This window comes from Paramicrobacterium agarici, assembly GCF_002563955.1.
GTDB classification, from domain to species: domain Bacteria; phylum Actinomycetota; class Actinomycetes; order Actinomycetales; family Microbacteriaceae; genus Paramicrobacterium; species Paramicrobacterium agarici.
Genome location: NZ_PDJE01000001.1, coordinates 2194629 through 2215804 on the forward strand (window position 1 = coordinate 2194629; position 21176 = coordinate 2215804).

Consider the following 21176-nt stretch of genomic DNA (forward strand, 5'->3'; position numbering starts at 1 on the left):
GCGCGTGCGCCCCGGTTCCGTAGGATAGAAGCATGACTAAGTCGACACCGAGCGTCTTCAGCCGCATCATCGCACGTGAGATTCCGGCGACGATCGTGGCCGAGAACGACAAGCTGATCGCGTTCGAGGACATCAAACCACAGGCGAACGTTCACATTCTCGTCGTGCCTAAGACAGACCAGTACTCGACGGTCAGCGAACTCGCTGCTGGTGATCCTCAGCTTCTCGCCGAGCTCATCGCCATGACGCAGCAGATCGCCGATGAGCGCTCCGAGGGGCAGTATCGGCTGATCTTCAACAGCGGAGCCGAAGCGGGGCAGACAGTTTTCCACGTGCATGCGCACGTGATCGCCGGAGACCTCGGAGAGGGGACCCTTGTCGGACGCTGACCAACCTGAACGCACGCCGGAAACAACAGCTTCGCTGCACGTCGACGGCATCGCGATGGTGCACTTGCTCGGCCCCCAGGACCGTCTCTTGACACGGATCGAGCACGAGCATCCTGATGTCAGCGTGCACGTGCGCGGAAACGTCATCACTCTCACGGGTCCTGACGCTTCCGTGGCGTCGACTCGCGAACTGATCGAGCAGCTCCTCGTGCTCGTGCGCAACGGCCAAGATCTCGCTCAGTCCGATGTGACGACATCGTCCCGGCTAATCGATGCGGGCACGCACACGCCCTCGGACATTCTCGGTCAGACCATCCTGTCTTCTCGAGGCAAGACGATCCGGCCGAAGACGGCGGGGCAGAAATCGTATGTCGACGCCATCGATGAGAACACGATCGTCTTCGGAATCGGACCCGCTGGGACAGGCAAAACGTACCTGGCGATGGCCAAGGCCGTGCAGGCGCTGCAGCGCAAGGAAGTCACGCGGATTATTCTCTCGCGCCCTGCCATCGAAGCAGGCGAGAGACTCGGATTTCTGCCGGGAACGCTGACCGACAAGATCGATCCGTACCTGCGTCCGCTTTACGACGCGCTGAACGAGATGATGGACCCGGAACTCGTTCCGAAACTTCTCGCGGCTGGCACGATCGAGGTCGCCCCGCTCGCATACATGCGCGGTCGCACACTCAATGACTCTTTCGTGGTCCTCGATGAGGCCCAGAACACGACGCCAGAGCAGATGAAGATGTTTCTCACGCGCCTCGGCTTCAACTCGAAGATGGTCGTCACGGGCGACATCACGCAGGTGGACCTCCCCGGAGCGTCCTCCGGACTCCGGCTGGTGACCCGCGTGCTGAAGAACATCGATGACATCGAGTTCTGCCGTCTGACAAGTGACGACGTCGTGCGCCACACGCTCGTCGGTCAGATCGTCGACGCCTACAGCGAGTACGACCAACGGCAGCAGGCGGAACGCTACGAACGTGATCAGGCTCGCGAGTTCGCGAACCGCGCCGAGCGCCGGGGGCGCCAACCGCGTGATCATCAACGTAAACCCGGAGGCTTCAGCTCGTGAGCATTGAGATCAACAATGAATCCGCCGTCGCTGTCGATGAAGGAGCACTGCTTCGTCTGGCGAACCATGCCCTCGGTGTCATGCACGTGAGTTCAGAGGCAGAGCTGAACATCGTGATGGTCGACGAGGGTGCGATGGAGCAGCTGCACGTTCAATGGATGGACGAACCGGGCCCGACGGATGTCTTGAGCTTCCCGATGGATGAGCTCAAGCCGGGGACAGAGGAGAACCCCGCACCTCCCGGCCTACTCGGTGACATCGTTCTCTGCCCGCAGGTTGCGGAGTTGCAAGCTGAGACCGCTGGACATTCAACGCTCGATGAACTGCTCCTGCTGACAACACACGGAATTCTGCATCTTCTTGGCTTCGACCACGCCGAGCCTGATGAGGAGCGTGAGATGTTCGGTATCCAGCGCGACATTCTGCTGTCGTTCGCCACGATCGAACGGCACGGCGCGTAAGTGCTTCTTATCGTCTTTGTCTGCGGGGCGCTTGCGCTCATCGCATTCGCAGGTCTCATGACGGCGGCTGACGCCGCCATTGGTGTCAAGTCGCGCAACGACATTCAGGAACTCGCTCAGCAGAGCCGCGACTCACGATCGCTGAATGCCATCGCCACCGACCCCGGTGCGCACATGAACTCCATAAACTTCATGCGTATCTTCGCTGAGACGACCGCGGCGGTGCTCGTGACGCTGGTCTTCGCTCAGCTGTTCACCCAGCTGTGGATCGCGCTTCTGCTCTCGGCATTCATCATGACCCTCGTCTCGTTCGTACTCGTTGGCGCGAGCCCGCGCAGCTTCGGGCGCAACCACGCAGACGCGATCCTCCGGATCACAGGGCCGTTGATCCACTTCGTCCGAGTGCTTCTGGGCCCGATCGCGCACGCGCTGATGGCGATCGGCAACCGCGTCACGCCAGGTGTGCCGCGGGAGATCTCCTTCTCGTCAGAAGAACAGCTTCTCAGCATGGTCGACGAAGCTACCGAGATGAGTGTTCTCGAAGAAGACGATCGCGAGCTGATTCACTCGATCTTCGAGTTCAATGACACCTTTGTTCGCGAAGTCATGATTCCTCGTACCGACATGGTGAGCATCGACCATGACACGACGGTGATGGCCGCTCTCGGTGTGTTTCTGAGTACGGGGATCTCACGGGCGCCCGTCGTTTCTGACGATGTCGATGAGGTGCTTGGCGTTCTGTACCTCAAGGATCTTGCACGTGTCGTGTATGAGGGCGATTCAGCGGCGCAGCAGAGCGACGCGCTCGGCCTCGTGCGTCCTGCCATGTTCGTCCCCGAGTCGAAAAAAGTCGACGATCTGCTGCAGCAGATGCAGGGTGAGTCAAATCATCTGGCCATGGTCGTCGATGAGTACGGCGGAATCGCCGGACTGGTGACACTCGAGGACCTTATCGAAGAGCTCATTGGCGACATCGCCGACGAATACGATCGAGAGCTGCAAGACGTCGAAAAGCTCTCGACCTCCCGGTACCGTGTCAGCTCGCGACTCTCCATCGACGAACTCGGCGACCTCTTCGACATGGAGCTCGAGGACGACGACGTCGACTCCGTCGGCGGGCTTCTCGCCAAGGCGCTTGACCGTCTCCCGGTCCCGGGTGACACGGTCACCGCGCACGGGCTCACGATGACCGCGGAACGCACAACGGGCAGACAGGGCGAGATCAGCACGATTATCGTCGAGCGGGAGCCGGATACCCGCGCGGAATCTCCAGCGGATGAGGAGTGGCAATGAGCGATTCACCTCGCGACGCATACCGGGCGGGGTTCGTCTCGTTCGTCGGACGGCCAAACGTCGGTAAGTCGACGCTCATGAACGCCCTCGTCGGGAGCAAAGTCGCGATCACGAGCGAGAAGCCTCAGACGACGCGCAAGGCGATCAGGGGCATCGTCTCCTCTGAATCCGGTCAGGTCATCGTTGTCGACACACCTGGTGTGCACAGACCGAGAACCTTGCTCGGGGAGCGTCTCAACGATCTGGTCCAGTCCACGCTCGGCGACATGGACGTGATCGGCATGTGCGTTCCCGCAGGCGAGGCGATCGGGCCCGGAGACCGGTTCATCAACGAGCAGCTCGACGACTACCCCCGTGCAAAGAAGGTTGCGATCGTCACGAAGATCGACGCCGTCCCAAAGGCGCAGGTGGCCGACCAGCTTTACGCCGTGTCGCAATTGAGGGAATGGGACGAGATCATTCCCGTGTCCAGCGTGAAGCAGCTTCAGCTGGACATTCTTGTTGAGCAACTCACGAAGCTGCTTCCCGAATCACCACGTCTCTATCCCGATGAGCGGATTACCGACGAGTCCATCGAGGACCGGATCGCCGAGTACATTCGCGAGGCCGCTCTCGAAGGCGTGCGAGATGAGCTTCCGCACTCGCTCGCTGTGACGGTAGATGATGTCAGCGCACGCGAGCACAAAGACATCGTCGATATCTACGCGAATGTGTTCGTGGAGCGCGACAGCCAGAAGGCGATCGTCATCGGAAAGCACGGTGCACGCCTCCGGGAGGTCGGCGAACGTGCCCGCGCACAAATCGAACCGCTTGTCGGCTCGCGGGTCTTCCTCTCACTCCGTGTGAAAGTCGCGCGTGACTGGCAGCGCGACCCGAAGCAGCTGGGTCGCCTTGGGTTCTAGGCATATGTATGCAACCAGGGGATGATTTTGCCCGTCCGCAGGATGATCGCACGCGCTTTGGCGCCCCGCTGAGCTCGGGCCGAACTACTCTTGAGCGCATGATTCGATCTCTGCTGCCGCGGCAATACGCCGTCGACGGTGCGGTAGGGATACTCGTCGCGATACTGTGCCTGCCGTTCGCGGTACGAGGAACGTTCATCGACGTGTGGCTGATTCTTGTCACGTGGGGCGTCTTCTCGCTGCGAAGAGTCTCTCCTGCCCTCGCCCTCACAGCGGCGTGGATCGGCGTGATCGCGCAGATGGGTTCTGGAGCATCACCGAATGCTTACAACATCGCCGTGCCGATCGTGCTGTACGCGACGGCCCGGTACGGTGACGGATGGGTGCGCTGGTACGGGCTCGCGTCTGCTGTCGTTGGAGGAATCATCGCGTCGGCGTACGTCGTGCTGATTACGAACGCGAGCGCCGGCTTTGACGTGACGACGATTTCCATTCTGTCGTTCGCCGCCGTGATGGGGGCGATCGCCGGAATCGTCGTGCTGGGGCTCTCGTGGACGCTTGGCCAGCTCATGCGCACAGCCGATGCTGCTCGGCAGGCGGGCTATGAACGTTTTCGAGCGCAGCAAGCTCAGCTGCTTGCGGAACAGGCCACCGTCGTCGAGCACGAGCGGGGCAGGATCGCGCGCGACATGCACGATGTCGTCGCTCACTCCCTCGCCGTCGTCGTCGCGCAAGCAGATGGGGCGCGTTACGTGCACAAGGGTGATCCAGAGGCACTCGCGCGCACCCTTGAAACCGTCTCGGAAACGGCGCGACACGCATTGGGAGACGTTCGGCTGCTCTTGAGCGAGCTCCGCCACGAGCAAGAGAGCGGACCGCAGCCGGGCCTCGCGGATCTCGACGCCCTTGTTGAGCGAATGCGGAGCGCGGGCCTCTCGATTCGATACACGTTGATCGGAACGCTCCCCGAACTTCCGACGGGGCGGCAGATCGCCGCGTACCGGATCCTGCAGGAGGCGCTCACCAACGCGCTCCATCACGGGGACCCGACCCGCGATGTTGACGTTCTTGTCAAGGGAGACGCGCACTGCATCGATCTCGTTGTCGAGAACGAGTCAGCGCAGGTTCCGGCGTCCCCTGACGCCGGGCTCACGCGCGGGCATGGATTGCCCGGAATGCGCGAGCGCGCGTCGCTCGCGGGCGGTACGCTCGATATCGATGCGTCCGTCGCCGGCCGATTCCGCGTGCACGCACGACTTCCCGCAGCTTGAATGAGGTCACCTCTCGATGCCAGAAACCATTTCCGTCGCCCTCGTCGATGATCAGTCGCTCTTTCGTGCCGGAATTCGCATGCTCATCGATTCGCAACCTGACCTCGAGTTCGCCGGAGAAGCTGAGAACGGGCATGACGGAGTCGTTCTCGCTCGCTCAGCACGCCCCGATGTGATGCTCATGGACGTTCGCATGCCGCAGCTCGACGGCATCGAGGCGACGGAGCGCATTTTGTCAGAGGCGGATGCAGCCGGTCGCGATGCACCGCGCATCATCGTGCTCACGACGTTCGAGCTCGACGAGGGCGCAGCGAGGGCGCTGCGCATCGGCGCGAGCGGCTTTCTTCTCAAGGACTCACAGCCCGAATTCCTTCTCGCCGCCATCCGTTCAGTTCACTCGGGGAGCGCGGTCATCGCGCCCGGCGCGACGAAAACCCTCCTTGCCCAGCTGGGCCAGGCGCCGGTCTCGCGTGAACCCACGGAGTTCGCAGCACTGACGGATCGTGAGAAGCAGATCTTCCGCCTCGCGGCGTCAGGGCTGAGCAATTCCGAGATCGCCGGACGCGAGTTTCTCAGCGAAGCGACGGTGAAAACCCACGTCAGTCGCGTGCTCAGCAAGCTAGGGGCTCGCGATCGTGTGCAACTCGTAATCTACGCATACGAGCACGGCGTCATCGGCTGATCTCCCTCTCGCGTTCGAGTCAGGTCATCCTGAAGACTGACGACGACAGCGCAGGTGCTTCATAGCGTGAATTCTATGAAGATTTCCACATCGCAAATGGGACTCGCTGCGCGTGTTGTCGGCGTGAGCAAGGGCTACGGCCGCGGACAGAGTCTCGTGCGCGCGCTCGACGGTGTCACGGTCGGTCTGCGCACGGCCGAGTTCACCGCCATCATGGGGCCGAGCGGGTCTGGAAAATCCACGCTGATGCATGTGATGGCCGGCCTCGACTCCGTGGACTCCGGAGAAGTGTGGATCGGTGACGACGACATCACAAGCCTCGGTGATTCCGCGCTGACCGTGCTGCGACGCCGGCGCATCGGGTTTGTCTTCCAGGCGTTCAACCTCGTACCGACTCTTGACGCCGAAGCGAACATTCTGCTGCCGTTCGATTTGGACGGTCGTACGCCCACCAGTGAGGAGCAGAATCATTTTCTTACGCTCGTCGATCGACTCGGGCTGAATGATCGGCTCCGCCATCGCCCGAGCGAATTGAGCGGTGGCCAGCAACAACGCGTCGCGATCGCACGGGCGCTCGTGACGCGGCCAGACATCGTGTTCGCAGATGAGCCGACGGGAAATCTCGATTCGCGCAGTGGACGCGAAGTCCTCAGCATCCTGTCCGACGCGAGCCGCAACTTCGCGCAGACGATCGCCATGGTCACTCACGACGCCGCTGCGGCGAGCATGGCGTCACGCGTGATCGTCCTCGGCGATGGACGCGTTGTTGGAGACCTCGGTCCGTCGTCAGCCGAGCAGATCGCCTCGACGACACTGCGACTGGAACAGAGCCGATGATCCTCTCAGCACGCGATCTTCGATCAACCGCGCTCGTCGCCGCGCTCTCAGCGGGCTTCGGGGTGGCTCTTCTGCAGGGAACCTCGGTTCTCGTGGCTGCGCTCGGTGAGCATGATGTCGCTGCCAGAGCTCGCATGCAGCTGGCGCTGACCGTTGTCGCCGCTGTGTTTTTCGCGATTGCGGTGTTCGTCGGAGCGATCGTGACGTCGAACACCGTACGAACTGTCGTCGCGGGCCGAACACGAGACATCGCGCGGCTTCGTCTGCTCGGTGCGTCGGCCCGCAGCATCCGTCGAGGATTTCTGCGCACCGGGCTCGTCGCGTCGGCGATCGGGAGCACCGCAGGCGGACTCCTGCTCGGCGGAATCTGTGCGATGGGCGTGCCCGTGGTGGTGAACTGGGGGATGCTGCCCGACGCGCCCTATGTCCTCGTGCAGTGGACGCTCGTGCTCCCCGTGATCATCACGATCGTGACGTGCGTCGCCGCCATCTGGCTTGGATCGCGCTCCGTGCTCGCCGTATCGCCGATTGAAGCCACGGGCCGTGCAGCGACGAGCGATCCCATCACGTCGCCCTGGCACACTCGCTCCGGCGTGTGGCTCCTCGGCGGGGGAGTAGCGCTGCTTGCGGGCGGCGTCATCGTCGGACAGGTCACGTCGACCGGCCTGCTCATCGCCGTTCTGGGAGGGATGGCATCGTTTCTCGGAGTCGTTCTCCTGGCCGAGAAAATTCTGCCGCCCGTGCTCGGGGGAGTCGGCAAGCTGCTGTCGATGGGACCCGCTTCTCGGCTGTCTGCGACGAACGCGCTTCGTGATCCGGGGCGCACCAGTCGCGCCACAATTGGCATCGTCATCGGGGTGACCTTGATCGTGATGTTCTCTGTCGCGATGGAGACCTACTACGACGTGCTTTTCGGTGCTCAGTCAGATCTCCCGGAGCTCTACCGGGGAACGGACACAGCTCTGTCGCTGTCGATCGCCGTCTTCTCTGTGCTCTTCGGATTCTCGGCGGTCATCGCGGCGGTCGGCCTCGTGAACACGCTCTCACTGTCTGTGCTACAGCGTCGACGCGAACTCGGGTTGCTCCGGACGATCGGACTCTCTCGGCGCCCCGTGCGGACGATGGTGACGGTGGAGAGCATCACGATGAGCATCTCCGGCGTGATCCTGGGATTCGCCCTCGGCATCGGGTACGGCTGGAGCGGGGCGATGGCACTGCTCGGCTCGATTCCAGGCGGAAGGCTCGTCTCTCCTGTCATTCCCCTCTGGCTGATGGCTGCGGTCATCGGATCAGCGCTGCTTCTCGCGGTGATGGCGGCACTTCTGCCCGTCCGACGCGTGCTGCGGGATCGGCCGATCGCCGCTCTTGCCGCAGAGTGATGCCAGCGGTCTCGACGCGGGCACGATGGTGCTATCCTGAAAAACGTGTTCTCGACTGCGCTTCTCCTTAGCTGCCGCGACGAGGCTTAGTCCAAGCCCCTCTCGTCGCGGAGTTCGTCGTTGGCTGCACAAGAATCGCGAGGAGAATTGACGCAATGAAGAACAACCAGAAGCCATCGCCGATGCCGACCCACAAGTACCGGCCGTTTCACGAGCAGATCTCGGTCGATCTGCCCGATCGGACGTGGCCGGATGCCCGGATCTCGAAAGCTCCCCGCTGGTGCGCGGTCGATCTGCGCGACGGCAACCAGGCGCTTATCGACCCGATGAGCCCCGAGCGCAAGCGCGTCATGTTCGACATGCTCGTGCGTATGGGCTACAAGGAGATCGAGGTCGGGTTCCCGAGCGCGAGCCAGACCGACTTCGATTTCGTGCGTTCCCTCATCGACGACGACGTCATTCCTGACGACGTCACGATTCAGGTGCTCACGCAGTGCCGGGAGCACCTCATTCGGCGCACGTACGAGTCCATCGCGGGCGCGAAGCAGGCGATCGTGCACCTGTACAACTCAACGAGCGTGCTGCAGCGCGACGTCGTGTTCCGATCAGACAAGCAGGGAATCATCGACATTGCCCTGAACGGAGCACGCCTGTGCAAGCAGATGGAGAGCACGGTCCCCGGAACGACCGTGTACTACGAGTACTCGCCGGAGAGCTACACAGGCACAGAGCTCGAGTTCGCTGTCGAGATCTGCAATCAGGTGCTCGAGGTTCTTGAGCCGACGGCGGAGCGCAACGTCATCATCAACCTGCCCGCGACGGTCGAGATGGCCACTCCGAACGTGTATGCGGACTCGATCGAGTGGATGAACCGGCACCTCAGTCACCGGGACAACGTCATTCTCTCGCTGCATCCTCACAACGACCGCGGCACGGCGATCGCCGCTGCGGAGCTCGGCTACATGGCGGGTGCGGACCGCATTGAAGGATGCCTGTTCGGCAATGGCGAGCGCACGGGAAACGTCGACCTCGTCGCGCTCGGCATCAATCTGTTCACGCAGGGCATTGACCCGCAGATCGACTTCAGCGACATCGACGAGATCAAGCGCACAGCCGAGTACTGCAACCAGCTTGCCGTGCACGAGCGCAGTCCGTGGGCAGGCGACTTGGTGTTCACGGCATTCAGCGGTTCCCACCAGGATGCCATCAAGAAGGGGTTCGAAGCCATGAGCGTCGACGCTGCGTCGCGCGGCGTCTCGACGGAAGACCTGGCGTGGGCGGTTCCGTATCTGCCCGTTGATCCCAAAGACCTCGGGCGCTCGTACGAGGCCGTGATTCGCGTCAACTCGCAGTCGGGAAAGGGCGGCGTGGCGTATCTCCTGAAGTCCGATCGCGGAATGGAATTGCCGCGCCGACTGCAGATTGAGTTCTCGTCTGTCGTGCAGAGCCGAACGGACTCCGAAGGCGGAGAGGTTACGAGCGATGAGATCTGGCGTATCTTCCGCGACGAGTATCTGCCGGCCGACACGGGCACGGGCAAGTGGGGCCGCTTTGAGCTGAACGGTCTTCGCACGTCAAGCAACGTCGACGGGGGAGTTGAAATCGACGTCACGCTTCGCGACGGAGACGCCGTGGACCAGCACACAGCCCACGGGAACGGTCCAATCGCCGCGTTCCTCAGCGTGATGAACGAACACGGGGTCGAGGTCACTCTGTACGACTACGTCGAGCACGCATTGAGCGCGAGCGGAGATGCGTCAGCGGCCGCATATGTCGAGCTCCACGTCGGTGACAGCAGGCTCTGGGGCGTCGGTGTGGACGGTGACATCTCCGTCGCTTCGCTCAAGGCGATCATCTCCGCGGTCAATCGCGGGCTCAGGGCAGACACCCCCAGTCCGCAGCTGGTCTCGACGACGGCGTAGCCGCTGTTCTGTTGCCGTGTGTCGGCGGACGCACGGCAACAGGCATGCGTCGCGCACGCTCCGGTGTCGCACGGCGCGCGCGCAGGAGAATCACGAGATAATCAAGTGTGCCGTTGTATCGAGATGAGGGCGTCGTCCTTCGCACCCACAAGCTGGGCGAGGCCGATCGCATTGTGACCCTGCTGACGCGTCAGCACGGCAAGGTGCGCGCCGTCGCAAAGGGCATCCGGAGAACGAGTTCGCGCTTCGGCTCCCGACTCGAGCCGTTCATGGTCGCCGATCTGCAACTGTACGAGGGCCGAAGTCTCGACACCATCACGCAGGCGGACACCCTGGGAGCCTACGGACAGATCATTGCCGCTGACTACGACAGCTACACGGCAGCGAACGTCATGGTCGAGACCGCGGACAAACTCACGGAGTCTGATTCAAACCATCAGCAGTACCTGCTGCTGCTCGGGGCACTGCGCTCGCTCTCGCGTGCCGAGCATGCCCCGAGTGCGACGCTTGACTCGTATCTGCTGCGAGCGCTGTCACTAGCTGGATGGGCCCCGAGCTTCGTGGACTGCGCACGCTGTCAGGAGCCGGGACCGCACGACGCCGTCGTTGTTCAGATGGGCGGAGTCGTGTGTCCCGACTGCGCGCCGACGGGCAGCCCGAAGGTGGATTCCCAGACACGTGAGCTGCTGGGTTCGCTTCTCGCCGGAGACTGGGCCGTCGTGGATGCTGCTGACGCAGCGGTGCGCTCACGGGCCAGCGGCCTCGTCGGCGCCTACGTGCAATGGCACCTCGAGCGCGGACTCCGCTCCTATGCCCACCTCAGTTCGTCATCGAAGATGGAAAGCCGACAGTGAGCCCGAAACCCTATACGCACCGTGACGCCGTTGCCTACAAGCCGGTCGCCTGGACGGGAATCTATCCGCCCAAGCTTCCCGTCAAGGCGCTCCCCGCGCACGTCGCCATCGTCATGGACGGCAACGGTCGGTGGGCGAACAAGCGCGGAATGGCGCGCATCGAGGGGCACAAGGCCGGCGAGGCAGCGTTGCTCGACGTTGTTGCCGGTGCCATTCAGCTCGGCATCAAGCACGTGAGCGTATACGCGTTCTCTACCGAGAACTGGGCGCGGTCGCCCGACGAGGTGCGCTTTCTCATGGGCTTCAACCGCGACGTCCTCCACCGTCGGCGCGATCAGCTCAACGAATGGGGGGTGCGAATCAGGTGGGCCGGTCGCAGGCCGAGACTCTGGTCATCGGTGATCAAAGAGCTTCAGTATGCCGAGCGACTCACCGCCGACAATTCGGTGCTGACCCTGACGATGTGCGTCAACTACGGCGGACGCAACGAGATCACGGATGCTGTCCGCTCAATCGCCCGCGACGTGGCCGACGGCACGCTCAAGCCGAGCGGGATCTCTGAGCGCACGATCGCATCGCGCCTCTACGTTCCCGAGATGCCGCCCGTCGACCTCTTCGTGCGCAGCTCGGGAGAGCAGCGAACGAGTAACTTCATGCTCTGGCAGAGTGCGTACGCTGAGATGGTTTTTCTCGACACGCTCTGGCCGGACTTCTCGCGCGAAGATCTGTGGGAGGCTGTGCGGCGCTACGTGAGCCGCGACCGTCGCTTTGGCGGTGCCATCGACACTCCGGCATCCTGACGGGGAATTGCGGGACTGCTGACGCGGTTGCATCGAACATGAGCGAACCCATCACTGTCGACATCTGGTCCGACATCGCGTGCCCCTGGTGCTACATCGGAAAGCGGCGCTTCGAACGCGGTCTTGAAAGCTTCTCGTCCGATGCAGACAACCCTCCCGTGTCTGTGCGCTTTCACAGCTTCGAGTTGGCGCCCGACACGCCGATCGACTTTGAGGGCAGCGAAGAGGAGTTCCTAGCGTCGTACAAGGGGATGCCTGCGGACCAGGTGGCCCAGATGCTCGACCACGTGACGCGCGTCGCCGAACAGACCGGTCTCGATTACGACTTCGGCTCCGTCAAGCACACGAAGACGCTCAAAGCACACGAGCTCGTGCATTTCGCCCGCGCACAAGGGCGCGAGCACGACGTTGTCGAACGACTGATGCGCGCCTATTTCGTCGAGGGCAGGCACGTTGGACGCATCGATGATCTGGCGAATCTGGCAGGCGACGTTGGCCTCGACAGGGATGCCGCAGCTCACGCTCTCGAGCAGGGAACGTACGCCGCCGACGTCGCGAAGGACAAGGCGAAAGCTGCCGAGTTCGGCATCAACGGAGTTCCCTTCTTCGTCTTCGACGGCCAATATGGCGTGTCGGGTGCGCAGGAGCCTGAGACGTTCAACACCGTTCTGCGCGAAGTCGTCACCCGCCGCGGAGCTCAATCGTGAGCGGTGAGCAGGGCCCGGGCGCGCTGCCGTCGCTGACGATGCTCGGTCAGGCGGACGCTTCGGCGTGCGAGGGCGATGCGTGCTCAGTTCCGCCGCACGCGGATGGCGAGCAATCTGGGACAATTGAGAGGTTATGACCTCGACTTCCACTCTTGCGCGGCCGCTCACGATCGGCTCCCTGACTCTCGACGTGCCCGTCGTGCTCGCACCCATGGCCGGAATCACGAACACGGCGTTCCGACGACTCTGCCGTGAGTTCGGCGCTGGGCTGTACGTGTGCGAGATGATCACCTCTCGCGCGCTTGTCGAGCGCACGCCTGAGACGATGCGCCTCATCTCTCACCACGAATCCGAGGTTCCGCGCAGCGTTCAGCTGTATGGCGTCGACCCGGCGACCGTGCGTGAGGCCGTAACCATGCTCGTCGCGGAGGACCGGGCAGACCATATCGATCTCAACTTCGGGTGCCCCGTGCCCAAGGTTACGCGCAAAGGCGGGGGAGCGGCACTGCCCTGGAAGCACGATCTCTTTCGAGGAATCGTCACTGAAGCCGTGAAAGCGGCGGGGCCGATCCCGGTCACTGTCAAAATGCGCAAGGGCATCGACAGCGACCACCTGACGTATCTCGATGCAGCGCGGTTCGCGCAGGACGCCGGCGTTTCTGCCATCGCACTTCATGCGCGCACAGCATCCGAGTTCTATTCCGGTCACTCTGACTGGAGCGCCATCGCGACGCTCAAGGAAGCGATCACCGACGTGCCCGTGCTCGGCAATGGTGACATCTGGTCCGACGCCGACGCTCTCGAGATGATGCGCCAGACCGGGTGCGACGGCGTCGTGATCGGGCGCGGTTGCCTCGGGCGTCCCTGGCTCTTCGGCGATCTTGCCGCGGCGTTCCGCGGGGAACAGCAGCGCTACACGCCGGGGCTCGGCCAGGTCATCGATACGTTCCGCCGTCACGCCGAGCTGCTTGCAGAGTTCTTCGACTCCGAAGAACGCGGCTGCCGCGATATCCGCAAGCACGTTGCGTGGTACTTCAAGGGATACCCGGTCGGAAGCGACCTGCGAACGCGGCTGGCGACAGTGGAATCGCTCGCGCAACTCGATGAGCTTCTGGCATCGCTCGACGCGTCGCAGCCGTATCCTGGGGCTGATGCCGAGGGACCTCGTGGTCGTTCGGGGCATCCGAAGCGGCCCGTGCTGCCCGAGGGCTGGCTCGATTCCCACACCATCGGAGGACAGCATGCCCGCGACATTACCGAGGCGGAGTTGAACACGAGTGGCGGTTGACGTCTACAACGCACACGACCAAGCACGCTGGCTGCCCGAGCATCACACGTCGCGCCGCAGTGATTTTGCGCGCGATCGTGCTCGGTTGCTGCACTCGAGCGCGTTGCGGCGGCTTGCGGCCAAGACGCAAGTGCTCAGCCCGACGTCGGGTGTGGACTTTGCCCGCAACAGGCTGACGCATTCGCTTGAGGTCGCGCAGGTTGGCCGCGAGCTTGCCGCGAGCCTCGCGCTCGCGCCGGACGTTGTCGACACCGCGTGCCTCGCGCACGACATCGGACACCCTCCGTTCGGTCATAACGGCGAGAAGGCGCTCAACGAGTGGGCGGCGGATATCGGCGGGTTCGAGGGCAACGCGCAGACGCTGCGCGTGCTCACCCGCCTGGAGCCCAAGGTCTTCGGCGCTGACGGCACTCCGTACGGGCTCAACCTCACGCGAGCGAGCCTCGACGCGAGCTGCAAGTACCCGTGGCCGGCCTCACACGCGATTGCGGATCCGAGCGGCAGAGCCAAGTACGGCTTCTTCGACGACGACACCGCCGCGTTCGAATGGCTGCGCGACGGCGCGCCCGAGGGGCAGCGATGCATTGAGGCTGAGGTCATGGACCTGTCTGACGACATCGCCTACTCTGTTCACGACTTCGAAGACGCCATTGTCAGCGAGTACATCGATCCGGCGTTCCTCAATGCCCGGGCCGGGCACGACTCCCTTCTGAGGGCTGTTCGCGCGTGGGCAGGGCCTGAGTTCTCGATCGATGACCTGGGAGCGGCATTCGAGCGCCTCGCTCAGCATCCGTCGTGGCCGCGCACCTGGACCTCGTCTCGCCGTGACCTTGCGGGCCTCAAGGACTTCACGAGCTCCATGATCGGGCATTTCGCACGCTCCGCGACCGAGGCGACGCAGGCGGCCTACCCGCAGAGAAGTCTGATCCGGTTCGGCGCGCACGTCGAAGTGCTGCACGAGATCGCGTCAGAGATCGCCGTGCTCAAGGGAGTTGTCGCAGCCTTCGTCATGTCAAGCGACGTTCGTCAACCGATCTACCGGCAGCAGCGGGACATTCTCATCACCCTTGCTGAGCGTCTCTACACCTCGGACGGCGTGGGGCTCGACGTCGGTTTCGCCGCGGACTGGTCTGATGCGACATCGGATGCTGCGCGCAAGCGTATCGTCGTCGACCAAGTCGCGAGCCTGACCGATCAGGGAGCGCTCGCGCTCTACGAGCATCGAGACGTTGTCGCTGGAGTTATCCCCACGGCGTGACGCCGTCCACAGATCCACGGGGCGAGACGTACGCGGAGACTAGGATGGGTGCATGGCGGGCCGCATTCGACAGACAGACATCGAAGAGGTCAAGTCGCGCACGAATATCGCCGACATCATCGGTGACTACGTCTCACTGAAGTCCGCGGGAATCGGCTCGATGAAGGGACTCTGCCCCTTTCACGACGAGCGGACCCCGAGTTTTCACGTGCGGCCGCAAGTCGGTTTTTACCACTGCTTCGGTTGCGGGGAGTCCGGCGATGTCATTTCGTTTCTGCAGAAGATGGACCACGTCACGTTCGCTGAAGCGATCGAAAGGCTCGCGGCGCGCGTCGGCGTTGAACTGCACTACGAAGACGGCGGTGGGCCCGGCGTCGATCACGGGCGTCGTTCTCGGTTGCTTGCCGCGAACAAGGCGGCAGAAGAGTACTTCCAGAAACAGCTCATGGCTCCCTGCGCCGATGCTGGGCGGGCGTTTCTCGGCGAACGCGGGTTCGACGCGCAGGCCGCCGCGCGATTTGGCATCGGATTCGCGCCGAAGAGCTGGGACAGCCTGTACAAGCACCTTACGGCGGCGGGGTTCACTCGCGACGAACTTGTTACAGCCGGATTGCTGTCGCAGGGCGACAGGGGAGTGTACGACCGTTTTCGAGGGCGACTAGTCTGGCCTATTCGCGATGTCACGGGTCAGACGGTGGGCTTTGGAGCGCGACGGCTCTTCGATGACGACAAGGGCCCGAAATACCTCAACACGCCCGAGACTCCCGTATATCACAAGGCGCAGGTGCTGTACGGCCTCGACCTGGCCAAGCGCGATATCTCACGGGGAAATCAGGTCGTCGTCGTCGAAGGATACACCGATGTGATGGCATGCCACCTCGCCGGCATCACGACCGCGGTCGCCACGTGCGGTACGGCGTTCGGCGTCGATCACATCAAAGTCATTCGGCGCATCATGGGCGACGACTCGCGCAATGGAGAAGTCGTGTTCACATTCGATCCGGATGCTGCGGGGCAGAAGGCAGCGCTGAGGGCTTTCTCTGAAGAGAAGCGCTTCGCCGCGCAGACCTACGTCGCTGTCGCACCCGCAGGACTCGACCCGTGTGATCTCCGGCTCAAGCGTGGCGATGCCGCGGTCAGGCGTCTGCTCGAGACGAAAGAGCCCATGTTCGAGTTCGTGATCAAGCAGGTGCTCTCTGAGTACAACCTCGACACCGTCGAAGGGCGCGTCGGCGCCTTGCGTTCGGCAGCCCCGATCGTCTCTGAGATTCGCGATGCGTCGCTTCGTCCCGGTTACACGCGAGTGCTGGCCCGCCAGCTCGGCATGGACCTGGGAGAGGTGCAGCGCGCGGTGCGCTCGTCGGGGACGGGAGCTTCGCAGAATCGCCGCGAGCCCGCGGGCGAGTCGGACGGCGCGCACAGCGAGCGACCGGTCGGCCTCTCCGACCTTCCTCGCGATCCGTCGACACGGCTTGAGCGGGACGCTCTCATGGCCATCGTGCAGCATCCCCAGTCGATCGGTGCAGATCTCGTGCTCGCCGCGGTACACACCGGGTTCACCAACCACTCGCTGTCCGTCGTGCGCGACGCGATCGCAGCGCATATGGAGGTGTTCGGCTCCACGGACTGGTTCCAGAGAATCAGCGATGACACTCCCGAGCCATACCGTGATCTGCTGCATCAGCTGGGCGTCGCTCCTCTGCCCGAGAGAGGTGAGCGCGAACTCGAAGTGTATGTTCGCGACGTCACGGTGTCGCTCATCGAGCGAGACATGCTGCGCCGAAAGGCCGAGCTTCTCGGCTCTCTGCAGCGCCACGATCCACACGACGCCGAGGGGTCCCGCACCATTCAGCAGAAGCTCGTGCAGCTCGAGACAGAACGGCGCCGTCTCCGCGCGGGATGACCCGTCCCTTCAATCGCTGCGGCATGATGGGACTCATGCAGTCTGCGTCCGACCCTGTCCTGGCAGCATCCGACCTCACCGTGAGCTACCCGGCACACGGTGCAAGCCCGGAGCACATCGCTCTCGACGGCGTCACGTTCACCGTGGCTCCCGGGGAGATCGTCGGCGTCATCGGAGAAGCTGGTTCTGGAAAGTCGACACTTGCACGCGTGCTCTCCGCCGAATTCAAATCGACTCCGAACAAGAAGGTCGCGCCGGTGATCACGGGCGGCGAGGCCCGGCTCTTCGACACACCGCTGAGGGGCCGGGTCTCCAAACGGCGTCTCGCAGAGTTGCAGTTTCGCACGGCCTTTCTTCCGCAGGATGCTGCCATGCAGCTGCCCGCCGAGTACACGGTGTCGGAAATTCTCGGCCAGCCTATCCTCGAGCGCGACAAACGGTTCGACCGAGCGGTTCTCGGGCGACATGTCGCAACTCTGCTGGATGCTGTGCACATGCCGTTCTCGGCCCTCGAAGCGTATCCGTTCGAACTCTCGAGCGGCCAGCGTCAGCGCGTCGCGCTGGCCAGAGCACTCGTCCTCGGGCCACGGGTTCTGATTGCCGACGAACCCACCACGGGCATCGACGTTCTTGCACGTGAAGCGCTCCACGAACTCCTGCGCACGCTGCGCGATGAGAAGGGGCTTGCCGCACTCGTCATCAGTCATGATTTCGCTCTGCTGCGTCACGTCACATCACGCGTCATCGCGCTGCACAGGGGCGGGCTCGTCGGTCTCGACGCCATCGACTCTCTTCTGCAAGACCGCACTCACCCATATCTGAGCGCCCTGGGGGCGAACGAAGAAGGCGGAACGGCGTAGTTTCACCGCGCCCGGCCCCTCGAGCGCGGACACCGCGCCTCACCAACGCAAAAGCCCCCTCCGCGCACGGAGAGGGCCAGACGCTCCTCGAGTTGGACTCGAACCAACAACCTATCGGTTAACAGCCGATTGCTCTGCCAATTGAGCTATCGAGGATCACTGTCGAACAGCACAGCTACTTTACCAAAGGATTGGCACGCGCCAAATCCGGCGTTGCGCCCGGGCGTTTTCCCGACGCTACCCTTCCAAGCGCTCGTCCATCGGATTCCAGCTGTTGCCCGCGACACCCCAGCCGCGCTTGCGCACGATGCGCAGCAGCACGCGGTCGAACGCCGAGTCGAGCCGATCGATATAGATCGTGCCGTCGAGATGGTCGTACTCGTGCTGCAGAATCCGCGCGCGCCAGCCCTCCGCCTCGATCCTGAGCGGCTGCCCGTGCGCATCGAATCCGGTCACCACTACGCGCTCCGAGCGTCGCAGGGGGAATCGTTCGCCAGGAAACGAGAGGCAGCCCTCTGCCTCATCGTGCTCGTCGGGAACGCCCGCAGCTGGCGGCGTCATGTACAGGGTCGGATTCACGACAACGCCGCGCCATGGCTTCTCAGATGCATCGTTTCCGTAGCTGTACACGAAGACACGCAATCCGACGCCGACCTGGGGGGCCGCAAGGCCGACGCCCGGCGCAGCATCCATCGTCTCGAACATGTCGGCGACGAGGTGGCGCAGCGCGTCGTCAAATTCGGTCACGGGTGCCGCGGGTTCATGCAGGACGGGATCGCCGTGGATACGGATCGGAAGCACGGTCATGAAATCAGCCTATCTTTCGCACGCGCACGGTAGTCTCGGTTCGTGATGTTTCCGCTCGACGATCTCTCGGGGCTGACCGACCAGTTCACTCAGGATCCGGCGAGGCTCATCGGCATCCCCTTCGCTCTCGTTGGCGCGGTGCTGATGTCGCTCGGTGCGCAGTTTCAGCACCGTGGAGTGGTGAAGGTCGAGAGCTCCAGCGGGCGGGAAGCGGCGAGCGGCCTGAACTTCGCACAGCTCAAGGCGCTGCTGCAGAGGCCGTCGTGGGTGATTGGCACAGTCATGCTCGCCCTTGCGATCGTCTTTCAGCTCTCGGCACTGGCGTTCTCTCCGCTGATCCTCGTGCAGCCTCTCGGCGCGATCGCACTCGTGATCACGTCGGTGCTTAACGCCCGCATCGCGAAGATCACGCTCAATCGTCGGTCGGTCGTTGCCATCGTCGCCTGCGTCGCAGGTGTCGCGCTGTTCGTGACGACGGCGGCGATCGTCGGTGTCGACCGACCGGTTACGTCGACGGCCCTCATCGTCATACTCGTCGCGATGGTGGCGGTTCTGGCCATCTTCGCTGTGGTGTTTGCGGTGACGAGGTCGCGGGCGAAGGCCATCTTCTACATCGTGGCTGCCGGCTGCATCTACGGTTTCGTCGCCACACTTGCAAAGGTCATCTTGAGCCGCGTCTCGCACGGCAATGTCGGCTGGCTGACGATTCTGTGCATCGTGGGACTCATCGCCGGAACGGCCCTCGGGGCCTACTTCGTGCAGAATGCGTACGCTTCGGGGCCCCCTGATCTCGTGATCGCCGGTCTCACGGTGATCGACCCGCTTGTCGCTGTCGCCGTCGGCATCATCGTGCTGCGAGAGGCTGCCAACGCTCCACTGTGGGCGATCTTCTCGTTCGTCATCGCCGGGACCGTGGCGATCTGGGGCGTCTTCCAGCTCGCGCGCCACCATCCTCAGGCGAAACCGTGAGCTTGCTGACACGCCGCAATTCGCAAAAGCGACGACGCGCTTCATTTGACTAGACTGACCACGTCCGTGCGCGTCCCAACCGATCGCCGCACCTGTGACCGCGTGCGACCAGCACCGGCCGAGACGGAGGAACGATCCCCACCTTGTCTGAGAACGAACGTCGCACCGGCGATTCACGCCGCAGCCCTCTTCGCGTGCTGATCGCTGCAGATACGTTTGCTCCAGATGTGAACGGCGCAGCGCGCTTCGCAGAGCGTCTCGCTGCAGGTCTCGTAGAACGCGGTCACGATGTTCACGTCGTCGCACCGGCATCGTCGCGTCGCCACGGTACGTGGACGGAGACTCACGAGGGGCAGCGCATGACGGTCCATCGGCTGTACAGCTGGCGCTGGTTCCCGCACGACTGGCTTCGGTTCGCTCTCCCGTGGCGGTCGCGTAAGAACGCGGCACGAATCCTGGATGCTGTGAAGCCCGACGTCGTGCACTCCCAATCGTTCCTCGTCGTCGGGCGGGGAATGACCATTGAGGCAGCACGACGGGGCATCCGCGTCGTCGCGACGAACCACCTGATGCCCGAGAACCTGCTCGAGTTCACTCTTCTGCCGAGGTTCGTTCAAGAACCCGCCGTGAAGACAATGTGGCGCGACGCACGGAAGATTCTCTCGCTCGCGTCCGCGGTGACGACGCCGACCAGGCGCGCAGCCGACTTTCTCGAGCGCTCTGCCGGTCGCAACGACGTGCACGCGATCTCGTGCGGAATCGATGCGTCGCTCTACCATCCCGTCTTCGAGAAGCGCACCGAGAACCGCATCATCTTCGTCGGTCGCATTACTGGAGAGAAGCAGATTGATGTGCTCATTAAGGCGTTCTCCAGGCTCGACGAGAGCCTCGATGCCAAGCTCGAGATCATTGGCGGAGGAGACCAGAAGCGCAATCTCGAGGCGCTTGCTCAGCAACTCGGCGTCGCCGACCGTGTGACGTTTACGGGCTATGTCACAGATGAGCAGCTCAAAACCGCGTACAGCCGCGCGACTGTGCTCGCGATGCCCTCGATCGCTGAGCTGCAGAGCATTGTGACGATGGAAGCCATGGCGACGGCCTTGCCCGTGGTCGCGGCGAACGCTATGGCGCTGCCGCATCTTGTGCACGATGGCGAGAACGGATACCTGTTTACGCCGGGCGATGAACATGAGCTCGCTGCCCGTCTCACCGACGTGCTCACGCTCGACGAGAAGCAGCTTGAGGCGATGAAGCGCGCGTCACTGCGAATGATCCGGCCACACGACATCCAGAACACGCTCACGACCTTCGAAAGCCTGTATCGTGGTGAAGCGGTGATCGACCCGGTCACTGACGTCTCGGACGTGTCCGATGACGAGCGTCGGGGGCGTTAGCTCAGCCGGTTAGAGCAGCGGACTCATAATCCGTCGGTCGCGGGTTCAAGTCCCGCACGCCCCACCTCTGCGCCGAGACCTTTCAGTGCGCATCCCTGACCTATTCGGCGAGGTCACAGCTTCTG

Annotated in this window: 20 protein-coding genes and 2 tRNA genes; 20 read left to right on the forward strand and 2 right to left on the reverse strand. The window is 63.2% G+C overall.

Going from position 1 to position 21176, the window contains the following annotated elements; genetic code table 11:
- Positions 1–32: 32 nt before the first annotated feature.
- The 17 genes from ATJ78_RS10730 (at position 33) to ATJ78_RS10810 (ending at position 17881) form a co-directional block, all read left to right on the forward strand.
- Positions 33–389 (forward strand): HIT domain-containing protein, encoded by a 357-nt coding sequence (locus tag ATJ78_RS10730; protein WP_098407585.1) that lies wholly within the window; start codon positions 33–35, stop codon positions 387–389.
- Entirely contained in the window at positions 376–1464 is a 1089-nt protein-coding gene (locus ATJ78_RS10735) for a PhoH family protein (protein ID WP_434061495.1), read from the forward strand. The genes ATJ78_RS10730 and ATJ78_RS10735 overlap by 14 nt, the downstream gene beginning before the upstream one ends.
- Positions 1461–1925, forward strand: a complete 465-nt coding sequence (ybeY, locus tag ATJ78_RS10740) for an rRNA maturation RNase YbeY (RefSeq protein WP_098407586.1) — start codon at positions 1461–1463, stop codon at positions 1923–1925. Before ATJ78_RS10735 ends, ybeY begins: the two co-directional genes overlap by 4 nt.
- Complete coding sequence (locus tag ATJ78_RS10745; RefSeq protein WP_098407587.1) at positions 1926–3218, forward strand: hemolysin family protein; 1293 nt, start codon at positions 1926–1928, stop codon at positions 3216–3218.
- Entirely contained in the window at positions 3215–4120 is a 906-nt protein-coding gene (era, locus tag ATJ78_RS10750) for a GTPase Era (RefSeq protein ID WP_098407588.1), read from the forward strand. The genes ATJ78_RS10745 and era overlap by 4 nt, the downstream gene beginning before the upstream one ends.
- Positions 4121–4218: 98 nt before the next feature.
- Positions 4219–5391: a sensor histidine kinase gene (locus ATJ78_RS10755; protein ID WP_098407589.1), complete on the forward strand. Its 1173-nt coding sequence runs from the start codon at positions 4219–4221 to the stop codon at positions 5389–5391.
- A gap of 16 nt (positions 5392–5407) precedes the next feature.
- On the forward strand, positions 5408–6073 hold the full coding sequence (locus ATJ78_RS10760; RefSeq protein WP_098407590.1) for a response regulator: 666 nt from the start codon (positions 5408–5410) through the stop codon (positions 6071–6073).
- A gap of 75 nt (positions 6074–6148) precedes the next feature.
- Complete coding sequence (locus ATJ78_RS10765; RefSeq protein WP_098407591.1) at positions 6149–6910, forward strand: ABC transporter ATP-binding protein; 762 nt, start codon at positions 6149–6151, stop codon at positions 6908–6910.
- Positions 6907–8289, forward strand: coding sequence for an ABC transporter permease (locus tag ATJ78_RS10770; RefSeq protein ID WP_098407592.1), 1383 nt, complete (start codon positions 6907–6909; stop codon positions 8287–8289). The genes ATJ78_RS10765 and ATJ78_RS10770 overlap by 4 nt, the downstream gene beginning before the upstream one ends.
- A gap of 155 nt (positions 8290–8444) precedes the next feature.
- Positions 8445–10211 carry a 2-isopropylmalate synthase gene (gene leuA, locus ATJ78_RS10775; RefSeq protein ID WP_098407593.1) on the forward strand — a complete coding sequence of 589 codons (1767 nt, stop codon included), beginning with the start codon at positions 8445–8447 and terminating at the stop codon, positions 10209–10211.
- Positions 10212–10318: 107 nt separating this feature from the next.
- Positions 10319–11065 carry a DNA repair protein RecO gene (gene recO, locus ATJ78_RS10780; protein WP_098407594.1) on the forward strand — a complete coding sequence of 249 codons (747 nt, stop codon included), beginning with the start codon at positions 10319–10321 and terminating at the stop codon, positions 11063–11065.
- Positions 11062–11865 (forward strand): isoprenyl transferase, encoded by an 804-nt coding sequence (locus tag ATJ78_RS10785; protein ID WP_098407595.1) that lies wholly within the window; start codon positions 11062–11064, stop codon positions 11863–11865. Before recO ends, ATJ78_RS10785 begins: the two co-directional genes overlap by 4 nt.
- Before the next feature lie 38 nt (positions 11866–11903).
- Entirely contained in the window at positions 11904–12572 is a 669-nt protein-coding gene (locus ATJ78_RS10790; protein WP_098407596.1) for a DsbA family oxidoreductase, read from the forward strand.
- A gap of 133 nt (positions 12573–12705) precedes the next feature.
- Entirely contained in the window at positions 12706–13860 is a 1155-nt protein-coding gene (gene dusB, locus ATJ78_RS10795) for a tRNA dihydrouridine synthase DusB (RefSeq protein WP_098407597.1), read from the forward strand.
- A complete protein-coding gene (locus ATJ78_RS10800; RefSeq protein ID WP_098407598.1) occupies positions 13850–15118 on the forward strand; it encodes a deoxyguanosinetriphosphate triphosphohydrolase in 1269 nt (422 codons plus the stop codon). Before dusB ends, ATJ78_RS10800 begins: the two co-directional genes overlap by 11 nt.
- Positions 15119–15170: 52 nt before the next feature.
- Positions 15171–17021: a DNA primase gene (dnaG, locus tag ATJ78_RS10805; protein WP_098407599.1), complete on the forward strand. Its 1851-nt coding sequence runs from the start codon at positions 15171–15173 to the stop codon at positions 17019–17021.
- 35 nt (positions 17022–17056) lie between these two features.
- Positions 17057–17881, forward strand: a complete 825-nt coding sequence (locus ATJ78_RS10810; protein ID WP_169923441.1) for an ATP-binding cassette domain-containing protein — start codon at positions 17057–17059, stop codon at positions 17879–17881.
- 83 nt (positions 17882–17964) lie between these two features.
- Here ATJ78_RS10810 and ATJ78_RS10815 read toward each other — a convergent pair.
- Both ATJ78_RS10815 and def read right to left on the reverse strand, forming a co-directional pair.
- A tRNA-Asn gene (locus ATJ78_RS10815) sits at positions 17965–18037 on the reverse strand.
- An 81-nt stretch (positions 18038–18118) separates the two neighbouring features.
- Complete coding sequence (gene def, locus ATJ78_RS10820; protein ID WP_098407601.1) at positions 18119–18688, reverse strand: peptide deformylase; 570 nt, start codon at positions 18686–18688, stop codon at positions 18119–18121.
- 45 nt (positions 18689–18733) lie between these two features.
- Here def and ATJ78_RS10825 point away from each other — a divergent pair, with 45 nt between their 5' ends.
- From ATJ78_RS10825 to ATJ78_RS10835, 3 genes are all read left to right on the forward strand, one after another.
- Positions 18734–19657: a DMT family transporter gene (locus ATJ78_RS10825; protein ID WP_098407602.1), complete on the forward strand. Its 924-nt coding sequence runs from the start codon at positions 18734–18736 to the stop codon at positions 19655–19657.
- A gap of 134 nt (positions 19658–19791) precedes the next feature.
- Positions 19792–21051, forward strand: a complete 1260-nt coding sequence (locus ATJ78_RS10830; protein WP_434061511.1) for a glycosyltransferase — start codon at positions 19792–19794, stop codon at positions 21049–21051.
- A tRNA-Ile gene (locus ATJ78_RS10835) sits at positions 21042–21115 on the forward strand. Before ATJ78_RS10830 ends, ATJ78_RS10835 begins: the two co-directional genes overlap by 10 nt.
- Positions 21116–21176 lie beyond the last annotated feature (61 nt).